Below are 18,867 nucleotides of genomic sequence, written 5' to 3'. Positions count from 1 at the left end.
CCCGCCGCAGCAGACCGTTGGAAATTGGTAATGGCGCGCAAGTCGCGTCGTCGCGATCACTGACAAGCTCAGGCGATTGCAACGTTTCTAGCCTAGCGCAGTCGTCAAGTAACGACCGAACAGGCGAACCACCGGAAAATAAGCCCGGCATTATCCTGCAAACCCGACTCTTTGTCTTGGGGACACCACGTCATGGAATTTGTTGTCAAAAGCGCCAAAGCCTCCACCCAGAAGACCGCCACCCTGATCCTGCCGCTCGGCGAGAACTGCCAGCTCGGCAGCGTCGCACAGAGCGTGGACAGCGCCAGCGCTGGCGCGCTCAGCACTGCGCTCAAGCGGGGCGACATCCAGGGCAAGCCGGGACAGACGCTGCTGCTGCACGGCCTGCCGGGCCTCAAGGCCGAGCGGGTACTGCTGGTCGGCACCGGCAAGGCGGATGAACTCGACAGCCGCCAATGGCGCAAAGTGGTCAATGCAGCGCTGGCGGTCATCAAGAATCTGGGTGGTGGCGATGCTGCTTTCGCCATGCAGGACGTGCAGGTCAAGGGGCGCGACAGCTATGCCCGCACACGCCTGCTGGTGGAAATCGTTGCCGACGGCCAGTACGTGTTCGACCAATTCAAGAGCAAGAAGGCCGAACCGCGTGCACTGCAGAAGATCATCCTGCTCTGCGACAAGGCCGAACAGGCCGGCGTCGAGCGTGCCGCCCGCGAGGCCTCGGCGATCGCCACCGGCATGGCCTTCACCCGCGACCTGGGCAACCTGCCGCCGAACGTCTGCCACCCGACCTTCCTCGCCGATCAGGCCCGGCAGCTGAGCAAGGCCTACAAGGGCGTCAAGCTCGATGTGCTGGACGAAAAGAAACTGCGCGAGCTCGGCGCCGGCGCGTTCCTCGCGGTATCCCAGGGCAGCGACCAGCCGGGCTGCATCATCGTTCTGCAGTACAACGGCGGCAAGAAGGGCGACAAGCCCTACGCACTGGTCGGCAAGGGCATTACCTTCGATACCGGCGGCATCAGCCTCAAGCCGGGCCTGGGCATGGACGAGATGAAGTACGACATGGGCGGCGCCGCCAGCGTGCTCGGTACGCTCAAGGCCGTGCTCGAACTGCAGTTGCCGATCAACCTGGTCTGCCTGCTGGCCTGCGCCGAGAACATGCCCAGCGGCGGCGCGACTCGCCCGGGTGACATCGTCACCACCATGAGCGGCCAGACCGTTGAGATCCTCAACACCGACGCCGAAGGCCGACTGGTGCTGTGCGACACCCTGACCTACGCCGAGCGCTTCGAGCCGCGAGCCGTGGTCGACGTGGCCACCCTGACCGGCGCCTGCATCGTCGCGCTGGGCAGCAATACCTCGGGCCTGCTCGGCAACAACGACGAGCTCATCCAGCAGCTGCTGCAGGCCGGCGAAAGCGCCGCCGACCGCGCCTGGCAATTGCCGCTGTTCGACGAGTATCAGGAGCAGCTGGACAGCCCCTTCGCCGACATCGCCAATATCGGCGGGCCCAAGGCCGGCACCATCACTGCCGCCTGCTTCCTCTCGCGCTTCACCAAGAAGTACCCCTGGGCCCACCTGGACATCGCCGGCACCGCCTGGACCAGTGGCGGCAAGGAAAAAGGCGCGACTGGCCGTCCCGTGCCCCTGCTGACCCAGTATCTGCTGGACCGGATCAACGGATGAGCCCGATCACCGCGCGTGACAGCGGCCGACACGGCCCCGCGCTCGCCGGGCCGGCGGGCGCACGTCCATGACACGCATCGAGTTCTACGTGCTGCCGGACGACAACCCGCTCGGGCGGCTGCGCGCGGCCTGCCAGCTGGCAGCCAAAGGCTGGCAACATGGCCTGCAGGTATTCGTCCGCTGCAGTGACGAGGACCAGTCGACCCGGCTCGACGAGCTGCTCTGGAGCTTTCGCGCGGAACGTTTCATCCCGCACGAGCAGTACGCCGAGGAGGTGCAGGCGCCAGTGGTCATCGGGCTCGAACAGGAACCACCGACCGCCCAGGGCCTGCTGATCAACCTGGCACCGACACTCTCGGCGCATATCGACCGTTTCAGCCGTGTCATCGAGATCGTCAACCAGGAGCCGCAGCTGCTGACCGCCTGCCGGGAGAATTTTCGCCTGTATCGGCGCCAGGGCTATGATCCACAAAGGGTCGAGCTCTAACCGCTCCAATCTTTAGACAGCAAGGGATACCCCCTGGCAAACAGCCGGGATGCACCAGCCCGGAACCACGCAGATGACACCGAAAGCCCCGAACAAACCCGCCGAACTGCTGAGCGATCTCGAATCCATTCGCGCGCTGCTCGGCGACGATTTCCCCGACACCGCCGCAACAGGCGCCCCCGTGGATCCGGACAGCATCCCGCTGCTGTCCGATATCGTCGAACCCGGGCCGGCCATCGCAGCCGCCACCCCCAGCGACGACGAGCCGCGGGAAACCAGCGTGCGCAGCGCCTTCCGCTCGCTGGCCGAGCGGCATATCGATCACGAGTTGCGCACCGCGGCCAACCTGATCCTGCAGGAAGTGATCGACGACTTCGTGCCGCAGATCGAAGCCGAGCTCAAGCGCCGCCTGGAAAGCCGGATCGACCGGCTGGTGCGCACACCCCCGCCTCGCAGCTGACCCGTGAATGCGTAGTTAATCCGCACGGCCGCTAAATCTCGCGGCCGTTTGCCTTTATACTTGCCCGTTTTTCCGACCAGCCGTTTTAAGGGTCCCGCCGCATGGACAAGACCTACCAGCCGCACGCCATCGAGACTTCCTGGTACCAGACCTGGGAATCGAACAATTACTTCGCCCCACAAGGCTCCGGCGAGCCCTACACCATCATGATTCCGCCGCCGAACGTCACCGGCAGCCTGCACATGGGCCATGGCTTCAACAACGCAATCATGGATGCGCTGATCCGCTGGCGCCGCATGCAAGGCCGCAACACCCTGTGGCAGCCAGGCACCGACCATGCCGGTATCGCCACGCAGATGGTGGTCGAGCGGCAGCTGGCCGCGCAGGGCACCAGCCGTCACGACCTGGGACGCGAGAAGTTTCTCGAGAAGGTCTGGCAATGGAAGGAAGAATCCGGCGGCAACATCACCCGGCAGATCCGTCGCCTGGGCAGCTCGGTGGACTGGTCGCGGGAGCGCTTCACCATGGACGACGGCCTTTCCGAGGCGGTCAAGGAAGCCTTCGTACGCCTGCATGAAGACGGCCTGATCTATCGCGGCAAGCGTCTGGTCAACTGGGATACCAAGCTGCACACCGCCATTTCCGATCTGGAAGTGGAAAACCACGACGAGAAGGGTCACCTCTGGCACCTGCGTTATCCGCTGGCCGATGGTTGCAAGACCGCCGATGGCCTGGATTACCTGGTGGTCGCCACCACCCGCCCGGAAACCATGCTCGGCGACGCCGCCGTGGCAGTGCATCCCGAGGACGAGCGCTACAAGAACCTGATCGGCCGCCACGTCATGCTGCCGCTGGTCAACCGCCTGATCCCCATCGTGGCCGATGACTACGTCGATCTCGAGTTCGGTACCGGCTGCGTGAAAATCACCCCCGCTCACGACTTCAACGACTACGAAGTCGGCAAGCGCCACCAGCTGCCGCTGATCAATATCTTCGACCAGAACGCCTGCGTGCTGGCCCGCGCCCAGGTGTTCAACATCGACGGCACGGTGAACGACAAGATCGACGGCAGCCTGCCGGACGGCTATGCCCACATGGACCGTTTCGATGCGCGCAAGGCCATCGTCGCCGAGTTCGAGGCCATGAGCCTGCTGGAAAAGATCGACGACCACGCGCTGAAGGTCCCGCGCGGTGATCGCTCGGGCACCATCATCGAGCCCTGGCTGACCGACCAGTGGTACGTTTCCACCAAGCCGCTGGCCGAGAAGGCCATCGCAGCCGTGGAAAGCGGCGAGATCCAGTTCGTGCCCAAGCAGTACGAGAACATGTATTTCAGCTGGATGCGCGACATCCAGGACTGGTGCATCAGCCGCCAGCTCTGGTGGGGCCATCGCATCCCGGCCTGGTACGACGAAGCCGGCAACGTCTATGTCGGCCGCGACGAAGTGGAGGTACGCAGCAAGTACAACCTCTGCAACAACGTCGAGCTGCGTCAGGATGAGGATGTGCTGGACACCTGGTTCAGCTCCGGCCTGTGGACCTTCTCCACCCTCGGCTGGCCGCAGCAGACCGAGTTCCTCAAGACCTTCCACCCCACCGACGTGCTGGTCACCGGCTTCGACATCATCTTCTTCTGGGTCGCCCGGATGATCATGCTGTCCACCCACCTGACCGGGCAGATTCCGTTCAAGACCGTTTACGTGCACGGTCTGGTCCGCGATGGCCAGGGGCAGAAAATGTCCAAGTCCAAGGGCAACGTGCTCGATCCGCTGGACATCGTCGATGGCATCACCCTCGATGAACTGCTGACCAAGCGCACCAGCGGGATGATGCAACCCAAGCTGGCCGAGAAGATCGCCAAGCAGACCCGCGCCGAATTCCCCGAAGGCATCGCCAGCTACGGCACCGACGCCCTGCGCTTCACCTTCTGTTCCCTCGCGTCGACGGGCCGCGATATCAAGTTCGACATGGGTCGTGTCGAGGGTTACCGCAACTTCTGCAACAAGATCTGGAACGCCGCCAACTTCGTCTTCGAAAACACCGAGGGCAAGGACACCGGCGTCAATGGTGAGCCGGTCGAGCTTTCCTCGGTAGATCGCTGGATCATCTCCGCGCTCCAGCGCACCGAAGCCGAAGTGACCCGCCAGCTCGAGGCCTTCCGTTTCGACCTGGCCGCCCAGGCGCTCTACGAGTTCATCTGGGACGAGTACTGCGCCTGGTATCTGGAGCTGGTCAAACCGCTGCTGTGGGACGAGACCGCCAGCGTCGAACGCCAGCGCGGCACCCGTCGCACCCTGGTGCGCGTGCTAGAAACCGCACTGCGCCTGGCCCACCCGTTCATGCCGTTCATCACCGAGGAAATCTGGCAGCGCGTCGCGCCGCTGGCCGGCAAGTCCGGGCCGACGCTGATGCTGCAGCCCTGGCCGGAATTCAACCCGGAGCGCATCGATGAAGCCGCCGAAGGCGATATCGAGTGGGTCAAGGCCTTCATGCTCGGCATTCGCCAGATCCGCGGCGAGATGAACATCTCCATGGCCAAGCGTATCGACGTCGTGCTGGGCAACGCCTCGGCCGAGGACCAGCGCCGTCTGGCCGACAACGAGCCGTTGCTGAAGAAACTGGCCAAGCTGGAAAGCGTACGCCTGCTCGGCGACGGCGAAGAAGCGCCGCTCTCGGCGATCGCCCTGGTGGGCGACATGCAGGTGCTGGTGCCGATGGCCGGCCTGATCGACAAGGACGCCGAACTGGCACGCCTGGACAAGGAAATCGCGCGCCTGGACGGCGAGGTCAAGCGCGTCGGCGGCAAGCTGTCCAACGCCGGCTTCGTCGACAAGGCGCCGGCCGAGGTGATCGACAAGGAGCGCGCCAAACTGGCCGAGGCGGAACAGGCCAAGGCCAAGCTGCAGGAACAGCGCGACCGCATCGCCACGCTCTGACGCGAGCCCGGCAAAACAGAAAGGCCAGCCCGAAAGGTGCTGGCCTTTTTGCTTATGGCGGTCATCTTGATTGATGACAAGTTATTACCGGCATCGCTGATACACTATGTCGCACATGAAACACCCCTTTACATACTGGCAGGCCGTTATAGCCAAAACGAACCGCTCGACGATGTGAAATGAGCACCCGCTGCGAAGCGCCGATGCACGGCGCCGAACGCGCACCGTTCCCCTGGGCAGACCACCGCCTCGACTTGTTTCACCTTCGACAGCCAATCGTGCCCCTGCCAGCCGCCGAGGCTGCGTCGCCACGTCCGCATGCCCGGCAAGGTTCCTCAAGATGGAGTCCCTCCGATGTATGCACTCATGGCTGTCGTGTTCGTCATAGGCTATCTATGCATAGCCTTCGAGCATCCCCTGAAGATCGACAAGGCCGCTGCGGCGATTCTCACCGCGGTGCTCACCTGGACCATTCTGGTACTGGGTGCCGACCATATCCTCCCGCTGCTGCAACACGGCAGCCACGATCCGGCAGATTCGTCGGCCGTGGTGGTCGAGGCGCTGCGCCACCACCTCGGTGAAGTGTCGGAGATCCTGTTCTTCCTGCTCGGGGCGATGACCATCGTCGAGCTGATCGACTCCCATGAGGGCTTCAAGGCCATCACCGACCGCATCCAGACCCGCAAGCGCGTGCACCTGCTGTGGATCGTCGGCTTCCTCACCTTCTTCCTCTCCGCGGCACTGGACAACCTGACCACCACCATCGTCATGGTCTCGCTGCTGCGCAAGCTGATCCGCGGTCGCCCGGAGCGCTGGCTGTTCGTCGGCGTCGTGGTGATCGCCGCCAACTCCGGCGGTGCCTGGTCGCCCATCGGTGACGTGACCACCACCATGCTCTGGATCGGCAACCAGATCACCGCCTCGGGCGTGATCGTCAACCTGTTCCTGCCGAGCCTGGTCTGCCTACTGGTGCCGCTGATCATCCTCAGCTTCACCCTGCGCGGCGAAGCTCCGCGGCCGCGGCCGCGTGCCCACCTGGCCGAGAAGCACCCGCCGACCACCACCGTTTTCGAGCGCAACCTGGTGCTGGGTCTCGGCCTCGCCGCCCTGCTGTTCGTGCCAATCTTCAAGACCGTGACCCACCTGCCACCGTACATGGGCATTCTCTTCGGCCTCGGCGTGCTCTGGGTGACCACCGAATTCATCCACCGCAACAAGAATGCCGAGGACAAGCACCCGCTCTCGGTGGTCGGCGTGCTGCGCAAGGTCGACACCCCCAGCGTGCTGTTCTTCCTCGGCATCCTGCTGGCGGTTTCCAGCTTGGCCACCGCGGGCCATCTGACCCAGGTTGCCACCGCGCTGCGCGAGTCGCTGGGCCATATCTATGCGATCAACTACGCCATCGGCCTGCTCTCGGCCGTGGTCGATAACGTGCCGCTGGTGGCCGGTGCGATGAAGATGTACCCGCTGGTGAGCGAGAAGATGTTGGCGGCTACCGCTGCAGAAGAACTCGGCTGGATGTCGCAGTTCGTCGTCGACGGCAACTTCTGGGAAATGCTGGCCTACTGCGCCGGCACCGGCGGCAGCACGCTGATCATCGGCTCGGCCGCAGGTGTCGCCGCGATGGGCATGGAGAAGATCAGCTTCACCTGGTACATCAAGCGCGTCAGCCTGCTGGCCTTCCTCGGTTACACTGCGGGCGCCGCGACCTACATCGGCATGCTCGCCCTGCGCTGAACGTAGCGAGCCCGGCCAGGTCGCTGTCCCCACAGACGACCTGGCCAGGGACCTTCCATGACCGTCAGCAAGACCAAAACCAGCTTCTACCGCCGACTCTACGTCGCCTGGCTGATCGACAGCGGCACCGCCTGCAGCGTCCCGGCGTTGATGGAAGCCACCGGTATGCCGCGCCGTACCGCCCAGGACACCCTGGCCGCCCTCGCCGACCTGGATATCGACTGCGTCTTCGTCCAGGACGACGGCGAACGGCATAACGCCGGGCGCTACCTGATCCGCGACTGGGGCGCCATAGACAGGAGCTGGATCGAACGCCAGCTGCCGCAGATCAAAGCCATCCTCGATTACCCCTGATTGCCATGAACGGCGATCTGCTTCTGGTCCTCGCCCTGCTGGCCGGCTGCGTCGGCCTGTTCGTGCTGAACAGGCCGCGCATGGACGTGGTCGCGCTGCTGGCCATGGTCGCCCTGCCCCTGACCGGCGTGCTCAGCGTGCAGGAGGCATTGGCCGGCTTCAGCGATCCGAGCGTGGTGCTGATCGCCGCACTGTTCGTCATCGGCGACGGCCTGGTACGCACCGGCGTCGCCTACCGCCTGGGCGACTGGCTGATGCGCGCCGCGGGCAGCAGCGAAACGCGCCTGCTGGTGCTGCTGATGCTGGCGGTCGCCGGGCTCGGCTCGGTGATGAGTTCCACCGGTGTGGTGGCCATCTTCATTCCCGTGGTGCTGGGTATCGCCAACCGCATGAAGGTCTCGCCGCGGCGCCTGCTGATGCCGCTGGCCTTTGCCGGCCTCATCAGCGGCATGCTGACCCTGGTGGCGACGCCGCCGAACCTGGTGATCAACAGCGAACTGCGCCGCGCCGGGCTCGAGGGTTTCGCCTTCTTCGACTTCACGCCCATCGGCCTGGCGATCCTGCTGCTCGGGATTGGCTACATGCTGCTGGCACGTCGCTGGCTCGGCTCCGACAAGCACGGCCCGGCCGTGGAACCGCGACACACCCTGGCCGATCTCGCGCGAGATTACCGGCTCGACGAGCGCGAGCGACGCCTGCGCGTGCTGCCCGGCTCGATCCTGGCCAATCAGGCACTGGACGCCCTGCGGCTGCGCAGCGAGTACGGCATCAACGTGATCGCGGTAGAGCGCCACGAACGCTTGCGCAACCTGCTGCTGATCGCCACCGGCAATACCGAACTGTTCGTCGGCGATGTCTTGCTGGTGGACCTGGCCAGCCCGGCCATCGGCCTGCTCGGTGCCTACCGCGAACTCGGTCTCGAGCCGCTGCAGCTGAGCACCTCCTACTATGCCGACCACGCCCGCGAGCTGGGCCTGGCGGAAGTGGCGCTGCCACCGGATTCGCGCCTGCCGGGCAAGACCATCCAGCAGCTGGGTTTTCGCAGCCGGCACAAGCTCAACGTCGTCGGGCTGCGGCGCAATCGAGAGGCGCTGCAGGGTCTGCTGGTGGACGAGAAGCTAAAGCCGGCCGACACCCTGCTGGTTGCCGGCAGCTGGAAGCACATCCACCGCCTGCAGGGTCTGAGCCGCGACTTCCTGGTGCTAAGCCTGCCGGCGGAGGTGGACGACGTGGCGCCCGCGGCCAACCAGGCGCCATTCGCCCTGCTCGGCCTGGCGCTGATGGTCGCACTGATGGTCAGCGGCCTGGTGCCCAACGTGCTGGCGGCGCTGATCGGCTGTCTGGTCATGGGCCTGTTCCGCTGCATCGACATGGACAGCGCCTACAAGGCGATCCACTGGCAGAGCCTGGTGCTGATCGTCGGCATGCTGCCGTTCGCCCTCGCGCTGCAGAAGACCGGCGGCATTGCCCTCGCCACCTCGGGACTGGTCGGCCTGCTCGGCGATGCCGGGCCGCACGCGCTGCTCGCCTGCCTGTTCCTGCTCACCGCACTGATCGGCCTGTTCATCTCCAACACCGCCACCGCCGTGCTGATGGCGCCGGTGGCGCTGGCCACCGCCGAACAGCTGGGTGCCTCGCCGTACCCGTTCGCCATGATCGTCGCGCTCGCCGCCTCGGCCGCCTTCATGACGCCGATCTCCTCGCCGGTGAACACCCTGGTGCTCGGCCCGGGGCAGTACCGTTTCGGCGACTTCGTGCGCATCGGCGTGCCCTTCACCGTGCTGGTGATGATCGTCGCGGTGCTGCTGGTACCGCTGGTGTTTCCGCTCTGAGACGGCATCACGCAGGGCGCCGTGACGCTCAATGTGGCATGGCGGGCAAGCGGCACAGCCGTTAAGCTCGAGGCCTCATTCGAAAAAGAACAACTCCATGCCTCAACGCGTCGCGCTGTTTCCGGTCCTGCTGGCCGGTGCCATTCTTTTGCTGGTCGTCCACGGCCTTGGCCGCTTCGTATACACCCCGCTGCTGCCCTGGCTGGTGGAAGACGGCCTGCTGACCGTGCAGGAAGGCGCCAGCATCGCCAGCTGGAACTACCTCGGTTACCTGATCGGCGCACTGCTCGCGGTGCGCTGGCACCGCGTCGCGCAGATCCGCCGCAGCCTGCCCTGGGCACTGGCGCTGCACGTGCTCAGCAGCCTGCTGCAGACCCAGGCCGAATCCGCCGATGCCCTCGCCGCGCTGCGCCTGGCCAACGGCATCAGCAATGGCCTGGTGTTCGTCCAGGCGCCCTCGCTGATCCTCGAGTGGCTGGCACGACAGCAACGCGTGTCGGCCAGCGGGCTGGTCTACCTCGGGGTTTGCGTCGGCCTGATCCTGTCCAGCCTGCTGGTCAGCCTGAGCGACGGTTACCTGCTGGGCGCCGATCGCTGGTGGCCGGCGGCGCTGCTGTCGATGCCGCTGGCCTGGTGGGGCTGGCGCCAGCTGTCGCGGCTGGACCTGCCAACCGAGCAGGCCCCCGCCCCGTCCGCGACGACACCGAGTGGCAAGCTGCTCGACCGCGCCAGCACGCCACTGTTTCTCTCCTACGCCGGCGCCGGAATGGGCTACATCCTGCCGATGACCTTTCTGCCCATGGTGGCGCGCCTGCAGGTGGAGCCCGGCGACTTTCTCATCGGCGGCAGCTGGCTGGTGGTGGCGCTGGCAACCCTGCCCTCGCCCTGGTTGTGGAACCGTCTGGGTGTGCGCCTGGGCGACGACATCGCCCTGCGCCTGAGCTATCTGACCCAGCTGCTCGGCGTGCTGGCCGCGCTGCTGTTGCCGGGGGCCGTCGGCATCCTGCTGTGTGCGGTGCTGGTCGGCGGCACCTTCCTCGGCACCGTACTGCTGACCCAGCGCCTGGCCCGCGCGCTGCAGCCGCATCAGGGCCCACGCCTGTCGGCGGCACTGATCGCGCTGTACGGCCTGACCCAACTGGCCGCGCCCTGGCTGACCAGCATCTGGATGGGCATGGGCGGCAGCCTGCACAGCGCCTTCTGGCTTGGCGCCGGCGCGCTGCTCTGGGGGCTGCTGTGGATGCTGATGGTGCCGCGCCGGCACTAGCCAGCCGAGGCGGTTGTGGGACAATGCGCGCCCAGCCGCCAACCTCCAGTCGATCCGATGCCACGCAAAACCTCGTCCCAGCCGCGCCCTGCCGAGCCGAAGGCCGTGCTGCATCCACGCAACCGCCACAGCGGCCGCTACGACTTTCCCAAGCTGATCGCCGCCTGCCCGGAGCTGGGCGAGTACGTCATCCTCAATCCCTACGGCAAGCAGAGCATCGACTTCGCCAATCCGGATGCGGTAAGGGTGTTCAACCGCGCACTGCTGCGGCAGTTCTACGGCATCCAGCACTGGGACATTCCTGCCGGCTACCTCTGCCCGCCGGTGCCGGGACGGGCGGATTACCTGCACGGCCTGGCCGACCTGCTGGCCGCCGATAACGCCGGCGTCATCCCGCGTGGCGCCGCGGTCCGGGTGCTCGATATCGGCACCGGCGCCAACTGCATCTACCCGCTGATCGGCCATCGCGAATATGGCTGGCGCTTCACTGGCAGTGACATCGACGCCACGGCGCTGGCCTCGGCGCGCACCATTGCCGCGGCCAACAGGCTAGACAAGGCCATCGAGTTGCGCCGGCAGGACACCTCGACGCAGCTCTTCAAGGGCATCCTGGCGGCGGACGAGCGCTTCGAGTTGACCCTGTGCAATCCGCCATTCCACGCCTCGCAGGCCGAGGCTGCCAGCGGCAGCCAGCGCAAGTGGCGCAATCTCGGCAAGCTGGACCCGAGCCGCAAGCTGCCGAAGCTGAACTTCGGCGGCCAGGCGGCAGAGCTCTGGTGCGAGGGTGGCGAGGCGGCATTCGTCGCGCGCATGGCGGACGAGAGCGTGGCGTTCGCCAAGCAGGTCTACCGGTTCAGTACGCTGGTATCGAAGGGTGGCAACGTGGCACCGTTGATGGCGCGCTTGCAACGCCTGGGTGCGCTGCAGGTTCAGGCGCTGGATATGGCCCAGGGGCAGAAGAAAAGTCGCTTCGTCACCTGGACCTTTCTCGATGCAGCCGAGCAGGCTGCCTGGCGCACCGAGCGCTGGCCGCGGTCCTGACCGCGGCGACGCTCAACGCCGTAGATGCATCAGACGGCAATATCCCAGACCTGGCGGTCTTTGAGCGCCAGCGTACGGATGTAGCGCGGCTCGCCGTTGATCTCTTCCAGTTCGGTCATCCCGGCCAGCTCGCCCACCACGCGGTATCGCTTGCCGACGCGCTTGTCCTTCAGCGGATAGAGCTTGGCGATTTGCTGGGCGAGTTCGGTGAGAGTGGACATCGGTTATTGCTCCATTGACTGCGTGCGGCAGGTATTTACCAACTGTTGATGACGGTTATGCGACAGCCGTGCCTGAAATCAGGGGACGCGGACAGTCACGTGTTAGTGGGCGTGCACGCACAAATGCCGATAGCTTGCTGCTAAAAACCGGCGATTTGTTCTTAACTTCTTCTACGCCGCTTCGTCTTTGAGCAGTGAACGGCCAATTGATTCCCTGCTTGCCGTACCGTTTGGCGGCCGTTGCGGTGCCAGACTGCGGGAGCGGAAGAAGAAAACGGATCGAACGAGGAAACCGGCGGCACGGCCGCCAGGCTCAGCAGGTGCCCAGGCCCAGCTGCAGCAGCGCCAGGCCACCGCGCTGCCAGCCCCACCAAGCGAGCAGCGCCAGCGCGCCCAGTAGCAGGGCACCCGCCGCGCCGAGCCACAGGCGACGCATCAGTTGGCTTGCGCCGCACGCAACCTATCCACCGGCTGCTCGCGAATCGGCCAGTTGAGCACCGCGGCGATCAGGCTGAGGGCGATCGCGATCTGCCAGACCAGGTCATAGCTGCCGGTACGGTCGTACAGCCAACCGCCCAGCCAACCGCCGAAGAACGAGCCCAGCTGATGGAACAGGAAGGCGATGCCACCGAGCATGGACAGGTTGCGCACGCCGAACATGGTAGCCACCGTGCCGTTGGTGAGCGGCACCGTGGACAGCCAGAGCAGCCCCATGACGATGCCAAACGCATAGGCGCTCCACACGCTCAGCGGCATCAGCAGGAAGATGCTGATCACCACCCCGCGGATCAGGTACAGCCCGGCAAGCAGCTTCGGCTTGGAGTAGCAGCTGCCGAGCCAGCCGGCGGTGTAGGTGCCTACCACGTTGAACAGCCCGACCAGCGCCAGCACGGTGGTGCCGACCTGCGCCGGCAGGTGCTGGTCGACCAGATAGGCCGGCAGGTGCAAACCGATGAACACCACCTGAAACCCGCAGACGAAGAAACCCAGCGCCAGCAGGCGGAACCCCGAATGACCGACCGCTTCGCGCAGCGCCTCACCCAGCGACTGCTGCGTTCCGGCCGCCGCCGGCGCCTGAGCGGGGCTGCGCATCATGCCGGCGAGCGGCACGATCAAGGCGACCAGCAAGGCCAGCGCCAGCAATGCCGAGGACCAGCCCAGCCATTCGATCAGCCCCAGGCTACCCGGCAGCATGATGAACTGGCCGAAGGAGCCGGCCGCACTGGCGATACCCATCGCCATGCTGCGCTTCTCTGGCGGCACCGCGCGGCCGACAGCGCCGAGAATCACGGAAAACGAGGTACCCGACAGGCCCAGGCCGATCAGCAGTCCGGCGCTGAGGGTCAGCGTCGCTGGGGAATCGGACATCGCCATCAGCGCCAATCCCACCGCATAGAGAATGCCGCCGATGAGCACGGCACGTGCGACGCCGAAGCGATCGGCCAGCGCACCGGTCACCGGCTGCACCAGCCCCCAGATCAGGTTCTGCACGGCAATGGCGAAGGCGAACACTTCCCGCCCCCAGCCGAACTCAGCACTCATCGGCGGCAGGAACAGGCCGAAGCCGTGCCGCACCCCGAGGGAAATGGCGAGGATCAGCGAACCACCGGCGAGTATCCAGGCAGCATTGCGCCATGCAGCAGTCATAGAAACGTACCCTGTTGAGAGGGCAGCCAGTCTACTCGCGGCGGCTACCCTTCCGGCAAGCCCGATTTGCCTCGGGCCGCCGCATGCCGCCTGGTTTGGCGTTAGAGGATCGTCAGTCCCAGCGCCATCAGCAGCGGTGTCGCGACGCTGATGCCCGCGTTCAGCCCCAGGGCAGGCAACAGTCGCTGCGGCCGGTGCCACAGCAGCCATGTCGCGCGCAAAGCCAGCGGCAGACAGAGCAGCCCCAGACCGGCGCCGGAAATCTCGGCCTGATAGAGCGCCAGCAGCAACGCGCCGTAGGCCAGCAGCCATTGGCCGATGACCACCCACAGCGCACCGTCGCAGCCGAGCTGCATCGGCAACGTACGCCGGCCCACCGCCCGATCCGCCTCGACGTCCGGAAACTGGGCGAGCAGCAGCAGGTTGTTGCACAACAGCAGCGGCGTCAGGGTCAGCCACAGATCGCCTGCGCTCGGCGGGCCGGCCAGGGCGATGCGCGTCCCCAGGACCATCAGGGCGAAGCCCAGCCCAGGGGCGAACAGGCAGAGCCAGGGGTGTCGTGTCAGCCAGGGCGTGTAGCCAACCACCAGCAGCAGGCCGACCACTCCGAGCGGCGCCAGGCTGCTCAGCAGCTGTGGCTTGCGCAAGAGGAAGGACAGCCCGATCAGCACGCAGAACAGCAGACAGCCGAGCCCGAGCAGCAGTGTGCGACGCAGCAGGTGCGGCAGGACCACGAGCGTGCCGCTGCCGCCGCTGAACGCGGTGCGACGGGTTTGCAGATCCAGCCCGCTGCGGTAGTCGCCCCACTCGTTGAGGGCATTGACCGCCACATGCGCCGCCAGGGCGCCGAGCAGCACCAGCACGGCTTCGCCGATCACCAGTTCCCCGCCGGGCGCACTTGCCGCCAGGGCGATGCCGAGCGCCACGCAGCTCAGCGTCAGGAGGAGGAAACGCCCACGCGCGACGCCCAACCAGGCCAGGAATTCATTGTTCACATGCCGTACCTCGCAAAGCCGATGCAGTCAGCAGGCTAGCGCTGCATGCGATCCCCGACATTGATCCGTGTCCGCTACCCTGAGCAGAACCGACAAGCGCTCATGCCCGTGCTCTCGGGTAAACTGCCGCTCCTGTTGCATTCAGCCCGCGAGTTCGCCATGCCCATCCGTCACTGCATCGTCCACCTGATCGAGAAAAAACCGGACGGCACACCTGCCGTTCTCCACGCCCGCGATTCGGAGCTGGGCGAATCGCAGGCCATGGAGAACCTGCTGGCGGACCTCAACGAAAGCTACAACGCCAAGCAGGGCAAGGCCTGGGGCTTCTTTCACGGCGAATCCGGCGCCTATCCGTTCAGCGGCTGGCTGGCGCAATACATGGAAGGCAGCCAGGGCTTCACCGCCTTCAGCCGCCAGGCCGTGGAACACCTGCAGAAGCTGATGGAAGAGTCCAATCTGTCCACCGGTGGTCACGTGCTGTTCGCCCACTACCAGCAGGGCATGACCGACTACCTGGCCATCGCCCTGCTGCATCACAGCGAAGGCGTGACGGTGACCGAGTCGCTGGATGTGGCGCCAGCCAAGCATCTGGATCTGGGCCAGCTGCATCTGGCAGCACGCATCAACATTTCCGAGTGGCAGAACAACAAGCAGTCGAAGCAGTACATCTCCTTCATCAAGGGCAAGAACGGCAAGAAGGTCTCCGAGTACTTCCGCGATTTCATCGGCTGCCAGGAGGGCGTCGATGCCCCCGGCGAGACGCGCACCCTGCTCAAGGCGTTCAGCGACTACGTGGAGAGCGAGGACCTGCCGGAGGAGCAGGCCCGCGAAAAGACCTCGGCATTGGTGGACTACGCCAGCACCCAGGCCAAGCTCGGCGAGCCGATCACCCTCGAGGAACTGTCCGGGGTGATCGACGAGGACCGGCCGCGGGCCTTCTACGAGCACATCCGTAACAAGGATTACGGCCTGTCGCCGGAGATCCCGCCGGACAAGCGCACCCTCAACCAGTTCCGCCGCTTCACCGGCCGCGCCGAAGGGTTGTCGATCAGCTTCGAATCGCACCTGCTGGGCTCGAAGATCGAATACGACGAGGACCGCGACATGCTGATCATTCGCCAGCTGCCCACCCAGCTCAAGGATCAGCTCAAGCGCCGCAAGGACTGAACCCACCATGCGCCTGCCGGACAGCCTGCTCGATGACTGCCTGTGCGACCCCAGCGCCCCGCTGGGGCGTGATCCGGCGCGGGACTACGGGCTGGACAGGCCGCAGGCGCAGACACAGCTGGCCGGGCTGAAGGAGTGGCTGCGCGAGCAGCAGAGCATGCTCATGGCCAATCGTCAGGACGCCGTGCTGCTCGTCCTGCAGGGCCCCGACTGCGCAGGCAAGAACGGCGTGGTGCGCCGCGTGCTCGCCGGCCTCGACCCGCTCGGGATGTCGGCCATCGGTTTCCAGGCACCGACTCCGGACGAGCGCCGCGAGGGGTTTCTCCAGCGTTACCGCGAGCGCCTGCCGGCCCCTGGCACGCTGGGCGTGTTCAACCGCAGCTACTACGAGGCGCTGGTCAGCGATGTACGTGACGGCCTGTGCGCGGTGGCGCACCTGCCGCAACGCTACGGAGCGATCGCCGAATTCGAACAGCGGATGCACGCGCAACGGATTCACCCCCTCAAGTGCTACCTGCAGCTCTCGCTCGGCGAGCAGAAGCGGCGGCTGCATCGCCGTCTGGATCATCCGGAAAAACGCTGGAAACTGACCCTGGGCGATCTGCGCGACCATCGCCACTTCGCCGATCACCAGGCGCAATGGGCCGAGGTGCTGGGGCGCACCCACCGCGACGCGGCGCCCTGGTACGTGATTCCTGCCGATCATCGCTGGCTGCGCGACCTTATCGTCGCCAGCCTGCTGGCCCGTGAGTTCGAACGCCTGGCGCTGAGCTGGCCGAGCCGCCCGGCGCCGTTCAGCCATGCAGATCTGGACGGCACACCATGAAGCGGTTCGCCGGGTTGCTATGGCTGCTGCCGATGCTGGCCCCGGCGCAGGACGGCGGCACCGCGCCCGAGCTGTCGGTGGAAGCGGTGCGCTTTACCGTGGCCAACGCCGAGTTCACCCTGATGCACGAGATGGGGCACCTGCTGATCAGCGAACTGCAGCTGCCTGTGCTTGGCCGCGAGGAGGACGCCGCCGACCAGCTCGGTTTCATGGGCCTTTTCCTGTTGCAGCAGGAACAGCACCGCGACGATTTCTATGCCAAGCTGATGGACGTCGCCGACTACTGGCGTATGGAATGGCAGAACGCGGAACGCGACGGCTCCCCGGTACCGGTCTGGGACAGCCATGCGCTGGACGCCCAGCGCTTCTACAACATCGCCTGCCTGGCCTACGGCAGCGACCCGGATCGGCTCGACTGGGTGCTGGAAGTCAGCGGCCTGCCAGTGGAACGCGCGCTGTACTGCCCCGACGAATACGAGCAGGTCGCCCATGCCGTGCAGTGGTTTCGCGAGCACTTCGGGCGCAGCGCCGCGCAACCGCTGCGACACCGCATCAAGGTGGTCTACGACACCCCTCCCGCGCACCTTGCAGGCGGTGCCGAGCTGCTGGAGAAGATCCGTGCCAGCGGTGAGCTGGAAGCGGTGGCGGCCAAGGCCAGCGAAGCCTTCGCCCTGCCGCGGGACCTGACCCTGCGCATGTCCACCTGCGGCGCCCCGGACGCCTGGTTCAACCGCATCAGCGGCGAACTCACGCTGTGCTACGAGCGCATCGCCTATTTCCGCGATCTGGCCGCCGAGCTGCCCAGCGTGCACCAGGCGGCCCCGGCGGCGCAGTAGGTCTCAGCGCGCCTCGATGCGATAGCCGCTGCGCGGGAAGTGCACATGCACGACGCCGGCGCGATCGTCGCTGCGGCGCAGGATCAGCTCTTCCGCTCCGGCGAACACCAGCTCGCCCTCGACCGGATCGGCCCCATAATCCACCGCGGCGATGGTCACCGGCTGGCCTTCCTGGAAACCGTTGGGATCGGCGAACTCCTCCTCGGGCAGCGCAGCCGGTTCGGCCTCGCGGGCCACGCGCACGGCATCCTCGCCAGACATCTCGCTGCTCGAGCCATGGCCGACGCCCAGCACCTTGCCGAGCCAAGCACGAATCTCCGGATAGTCGTCCACCAGCGGGGCGGTGACCGGCGTCGCGCGCAGGAACCAGAGGCAGTGCGCGACGGCGAAATCCGCCAGCGAAGGCGCAGCGCCCAACAGGAACTCGCCCTCCTCGCGCGCCAGTTGCTGCTGCAGGCGCGACATGAACACCGGCCAGTCGCTCTTGGCCTGCTCCAGCGGCACCCGGCTCACCGAGCCGTTGGCGAACAGCTGCGCGCGGTCCTTGCTGAACACCTGGACGAACTCCTTGGGCACCTGGGCGAAACGCAGCGCCATGGATTCGGGCTGGAAGACCAGGCTCACGGCATTCAGAAACAGTACCGAGTCGGCCCATTGAGCGAGCGTCGCCGCAGTGAACTCCTGACCTTCGGGGAACAGCGCCGGAGTGGCCTTCTCCGCTTCCAGCCGACGAGCGATCAGCGCCGTGTCGCAGTAGATATCGGCGCCGACCTGCAACACCGGCGTACGCCGGTAGCCCCCGGTCAGCGCGGTGAGATCCGGCTTGGGCATGACCGGCGGGATCATCACCGAACGCCAGGACAACTGCTTGAATCCGAGCATCAGGCGCGCCTTCTCGGCGAAGGGCGAGGTGGGATAGTGGTGCAGGATCAGCTCGTGCATGACAGGCTCCGCCAGAGGAAGTGTCGAGATGCCCCGTGAAGCGGAGCATCGTCGTGGAAAGATGCATCAGCTTAGACGCTCCGCTCGGGCGAGCCTACCGGCTGATTAGGGCGTCATTCACGCCACGGGCCCGGCCTGGCTGACCAGGCGTTCCTTGGCACGCTTGTCCAGTCGCTTGATGGCGATTTCCCGGCGCAGCGCGTCGCCCTTGCTGGCACAGGCCTCGACGTAGACCAGTGCCTGCGCCGGACTGGAATGGAAGAAACGCGCCCCGCGCCCGCGCTGGTGCTCGGCGAAACGCCGCTGGGCATCGTCGCTGATCCCGCAGTACAGCGCGCCATTGGCGGCACGCACCAGGTAGACGAACCAGGGTTTGGGCAGGACCTCGGTCATGTTTGGCAACGATCTCGGCGACGACAACGGCAGGGCCGGCATT

The 18,867-nt window shown here is 65.9% G+C and carries 18 protein-coding genes; 12 read left to right on the top strand and 6 right to left on the bottom strand.

What is annotated here, in order from left to right; genetic code table 11:
• Positions 1–192: 192 nt before the first annotated feature.
• From P5703_RS04610 to rlmF, 9 genes are all read left to right on the top strand, one after another.
• Positions 193–1,683: a leucyl aminopeptidase gene (locus tag P5703_RS04610; protein WP_014597407.1), complete on the top strand. Its 1,491-nt coding sequence runs from the start codon at positions 193–195 to the stop codon at positions 1,681–1,683.
• A gap of 67 nt (positions 1,684–1,750) precedes the next feature.
• On the top strand, positions 1,751–2,170 hold the full coding sequence (locus P5703_RS04605) for a DNA polymerase III subunit chi (protein ID WP_011914152.1): 420 nt from the start codon (positions 1,751–1,753) through the stop codon (positions 2,168–2,170).
• A 73-nt stretch (positions 2,171–2,243) separates the two neighbouring features.
• Complete coding sequence (locus P5703_RS04600; protein ID WP_019406745.1) at positions 2,244–2,630, top strand: hypothetical protein; 387 nt, start codon at positions 2,244–2,246, stop codon at positions 2,628–2,630.
• A 101-nt stretch (positions 2,631–2,731) separates the two neighbouring features.
• Complete coding sequence (locus tag P5703_RS04595) at positions 2,732–5,566, top strand: valine--tRNA ligase (protein ID WP_125842804.1); 2,835 nt, start codon at positions 2,732–2,734, stop codon at positions 5,564–5,566.
• A gap of 354 nt (positions 5,567–5,920) precedes the next feature.
• Positions 5,921–7,303 (top strand): sodium:proton antiporter NhaD, encoded by a 1,383-nt coding sequence (nhaD, locus tag P5703_RS04590; RefSeq protein WP_011914155.1) that lies wholly within the window; start codon positions 5,921–5,923, stop codon positions 7,301–7,303.
• A 57-nt stretch (positions 7,304–7,360) separates the two neighbouring features.
• Entirely contained in the window at positions 7,361–7,657 is a 297-nt protein-coding gene (locus tag P5703_RS04585; protein WP_095461000.1) for a winged helix-turn-helix domain-containing protein, read from the top strand.
• A 5-nt stretch (positions 7,658–7,662) separates the two neighbouring features.
• Positions 7,663–9,489 (top strand): SLC13 family permease, encoded by a 1,827-nt coding sequence (locus tag P5703_RS04580; protein ID WP_095461001.1) that lies wholly within the window; start codon positions 7,663–7,665, stop codon positions 9,487–9,489.
• 97 nt (positions 9,490–9,586) lie between these two features.
• Positions 9,587–10,756, top strand: coding sequence for a YbfB/YjiJ family MFS transporter (locus tag P5703_RS04575; RefSeq protein WP_264885106.1), 1,170 nt, complete (start codon positions 9,587–9,589; stop codon positions 10,754–10,756).
• A 57-nt stretch (positions 10,757–10,813) separates the two neighbouring features.
• Positions 10,814–11,797, top strand: coding sequence for a 23S rRNA (adenine(1618)-N(6))-methyltransferase RlmF (rlmF, locus tag P5703_RS04570; protein ID WP_239329673.1), 984 nt, complete (start codon positions 10,814–10,816; stop codon positions 11,795–11,797).
• Between the two features lie 29 nt (positions 11,798–11,826).
• Here the strand turns inward: rlmF and P5703_RS04565 are convergent, their stop codons facing one another.
• The 4 genes from P5703_RS04565 to P5703_RS04550 all read right to left on the bottom strand — a co-directional run bounded on the left by P5703_RS04565 (position 11,827) and on the right by P5703_RS04550 (position 14,660).
• A complete protein-coding gene (locus tag P5703_RS04565; RefSeq protein WP_011914160.1) occupies positions 11,827–12,018 on the bottom strand; it encodes a hypothetical protein in 192 nt (63 codons plus the stop codon).
• A gap of 313 nt (positions 12,019–12,331) precedes the next feature.
• Positions 12,332–12,454, bottom strand: coding sequence for a hypothetical protein (locus P5703_RS04560; protein ID WP_013983667.1), 123 nt, complete (start codon positions 12,452–12,454; stop codon positions 12,332–12,334).
• Entirely contained in the window at positions 12,454–13,665 is a 1,212-nt protein-coding gene (locus P5703_RS04555; protein ID WP_014597413.1) for an MFS transporter, read from the bottom strand. Before P5703_RS04555 ends, P5703_RS04560 begins: the two co-directional genes overlap by 1 nt.
• 101 nt (positions 13,666–13,766) lie before the next feature.
• Positions 13,767–14,660, bottom strand: a complete 894-nt coding sequence (locus P5703_RS04550; RefSeq protein ID WP_014597414.1) for a prenyltransferase — start codon at positions 14,658–14,660, stop codon at positions 13,767–13,769.
• Between the two features lie 159 nt (positions 14,661–14,819).
• On the opposite strand from P5703_RS04550, the gene yejK reads away from it, so the two are divergent.
• The 3 genes from yejK to P5703_RS04535 are packed head-to-tail and all read left to right on the top strand — an operon-like array spanning position 14,820 to position 17,489.
• Positions 14,820–15,827 carry a nucleoid-associated protein YejK gene (gene yejK / locus P5703_RS04545; protein WP_043942348.1) on the top strand — a complete coding sequence of 336 codons (1,008 nt, stop codon included), beginning with the start codon at positions 14,820–14,822 and terminating at the stop codon, positions 15,825–15,827.
• Between the two features lie 7 nt (positions 15,828–15,834).
• Positions 15,835–16,653: a polyphosphate kinase 2 family protein gene (locus P5703_RS04540; protein WP_014597416.1), complete on the top strand. Its 819-nt coding sequence runs from the start codon at positions 15,835–15,837 to the stop codon at positions 16,651–16,653.
• On the top strand, positions 16,650–17,489 hold the full coding sequence (locus P5703_RS04535; protein ID WP_014597417.1) for a DUF4344 domain-containing metallopeptidase: 840 nt from the start codon (positions 16,650–16,652) through the stop codon (positions 17,487–17,489). The genes P5703_RS04540 and P5703_RS04535 overlap by 4 nt, the downstream gene beginning before the upstream one ends.
• Before the next feature lie 3 nt (positions 17,490–17,492).
• On the opposite strand, the gene P5703_RS04530 is transcribed toward P5703_RS04535, so the two are convergent.
• Positions 17,493–18,431 carry a glutathione S-transferase family protein gene (locus tag P5703_RS04530; RefSeq protein WP_014597418.1) on the bottom strand — a complete coding sequence of 313 codons (939 nt, stop codon included), beginning with the start codon at positions 18,429–18,431 and terminating at the stop codon, positions 17,493–17,495.
• Positions 18,432–18,548: 117 nt separating this feature from the next.
• Positions 18,549–18,824: a GIY-YIG nuclease family protein gene (locus P5703_RS04525; RefSeq protein ID WP_014597419.1), complete on the bottom strand. Its 276-nt coding sequence runs from the start codon at positions 18,822–18,824 to the stop codon at positions 18,549–18,551.
• Between the last annotated feature and the right edge of the window lie 43 nt (positions 18,825–18,867).

This window comes from Stutzerimonas sp. FeSN7, assembly GCF_030263795.1.
GTDB lineage: Bacteria > Pseudomonadota > Gammaproteobacteria > Pseudomonadales > Pseudomonadaceae > Stutzerimonas > Stutzerimonas stutzeri.
The sequence above is the reverse complement of the archived record's forward strand: the minus strand, read 5'-3'. Positions and strand labels throughout refer to the sequence as shown.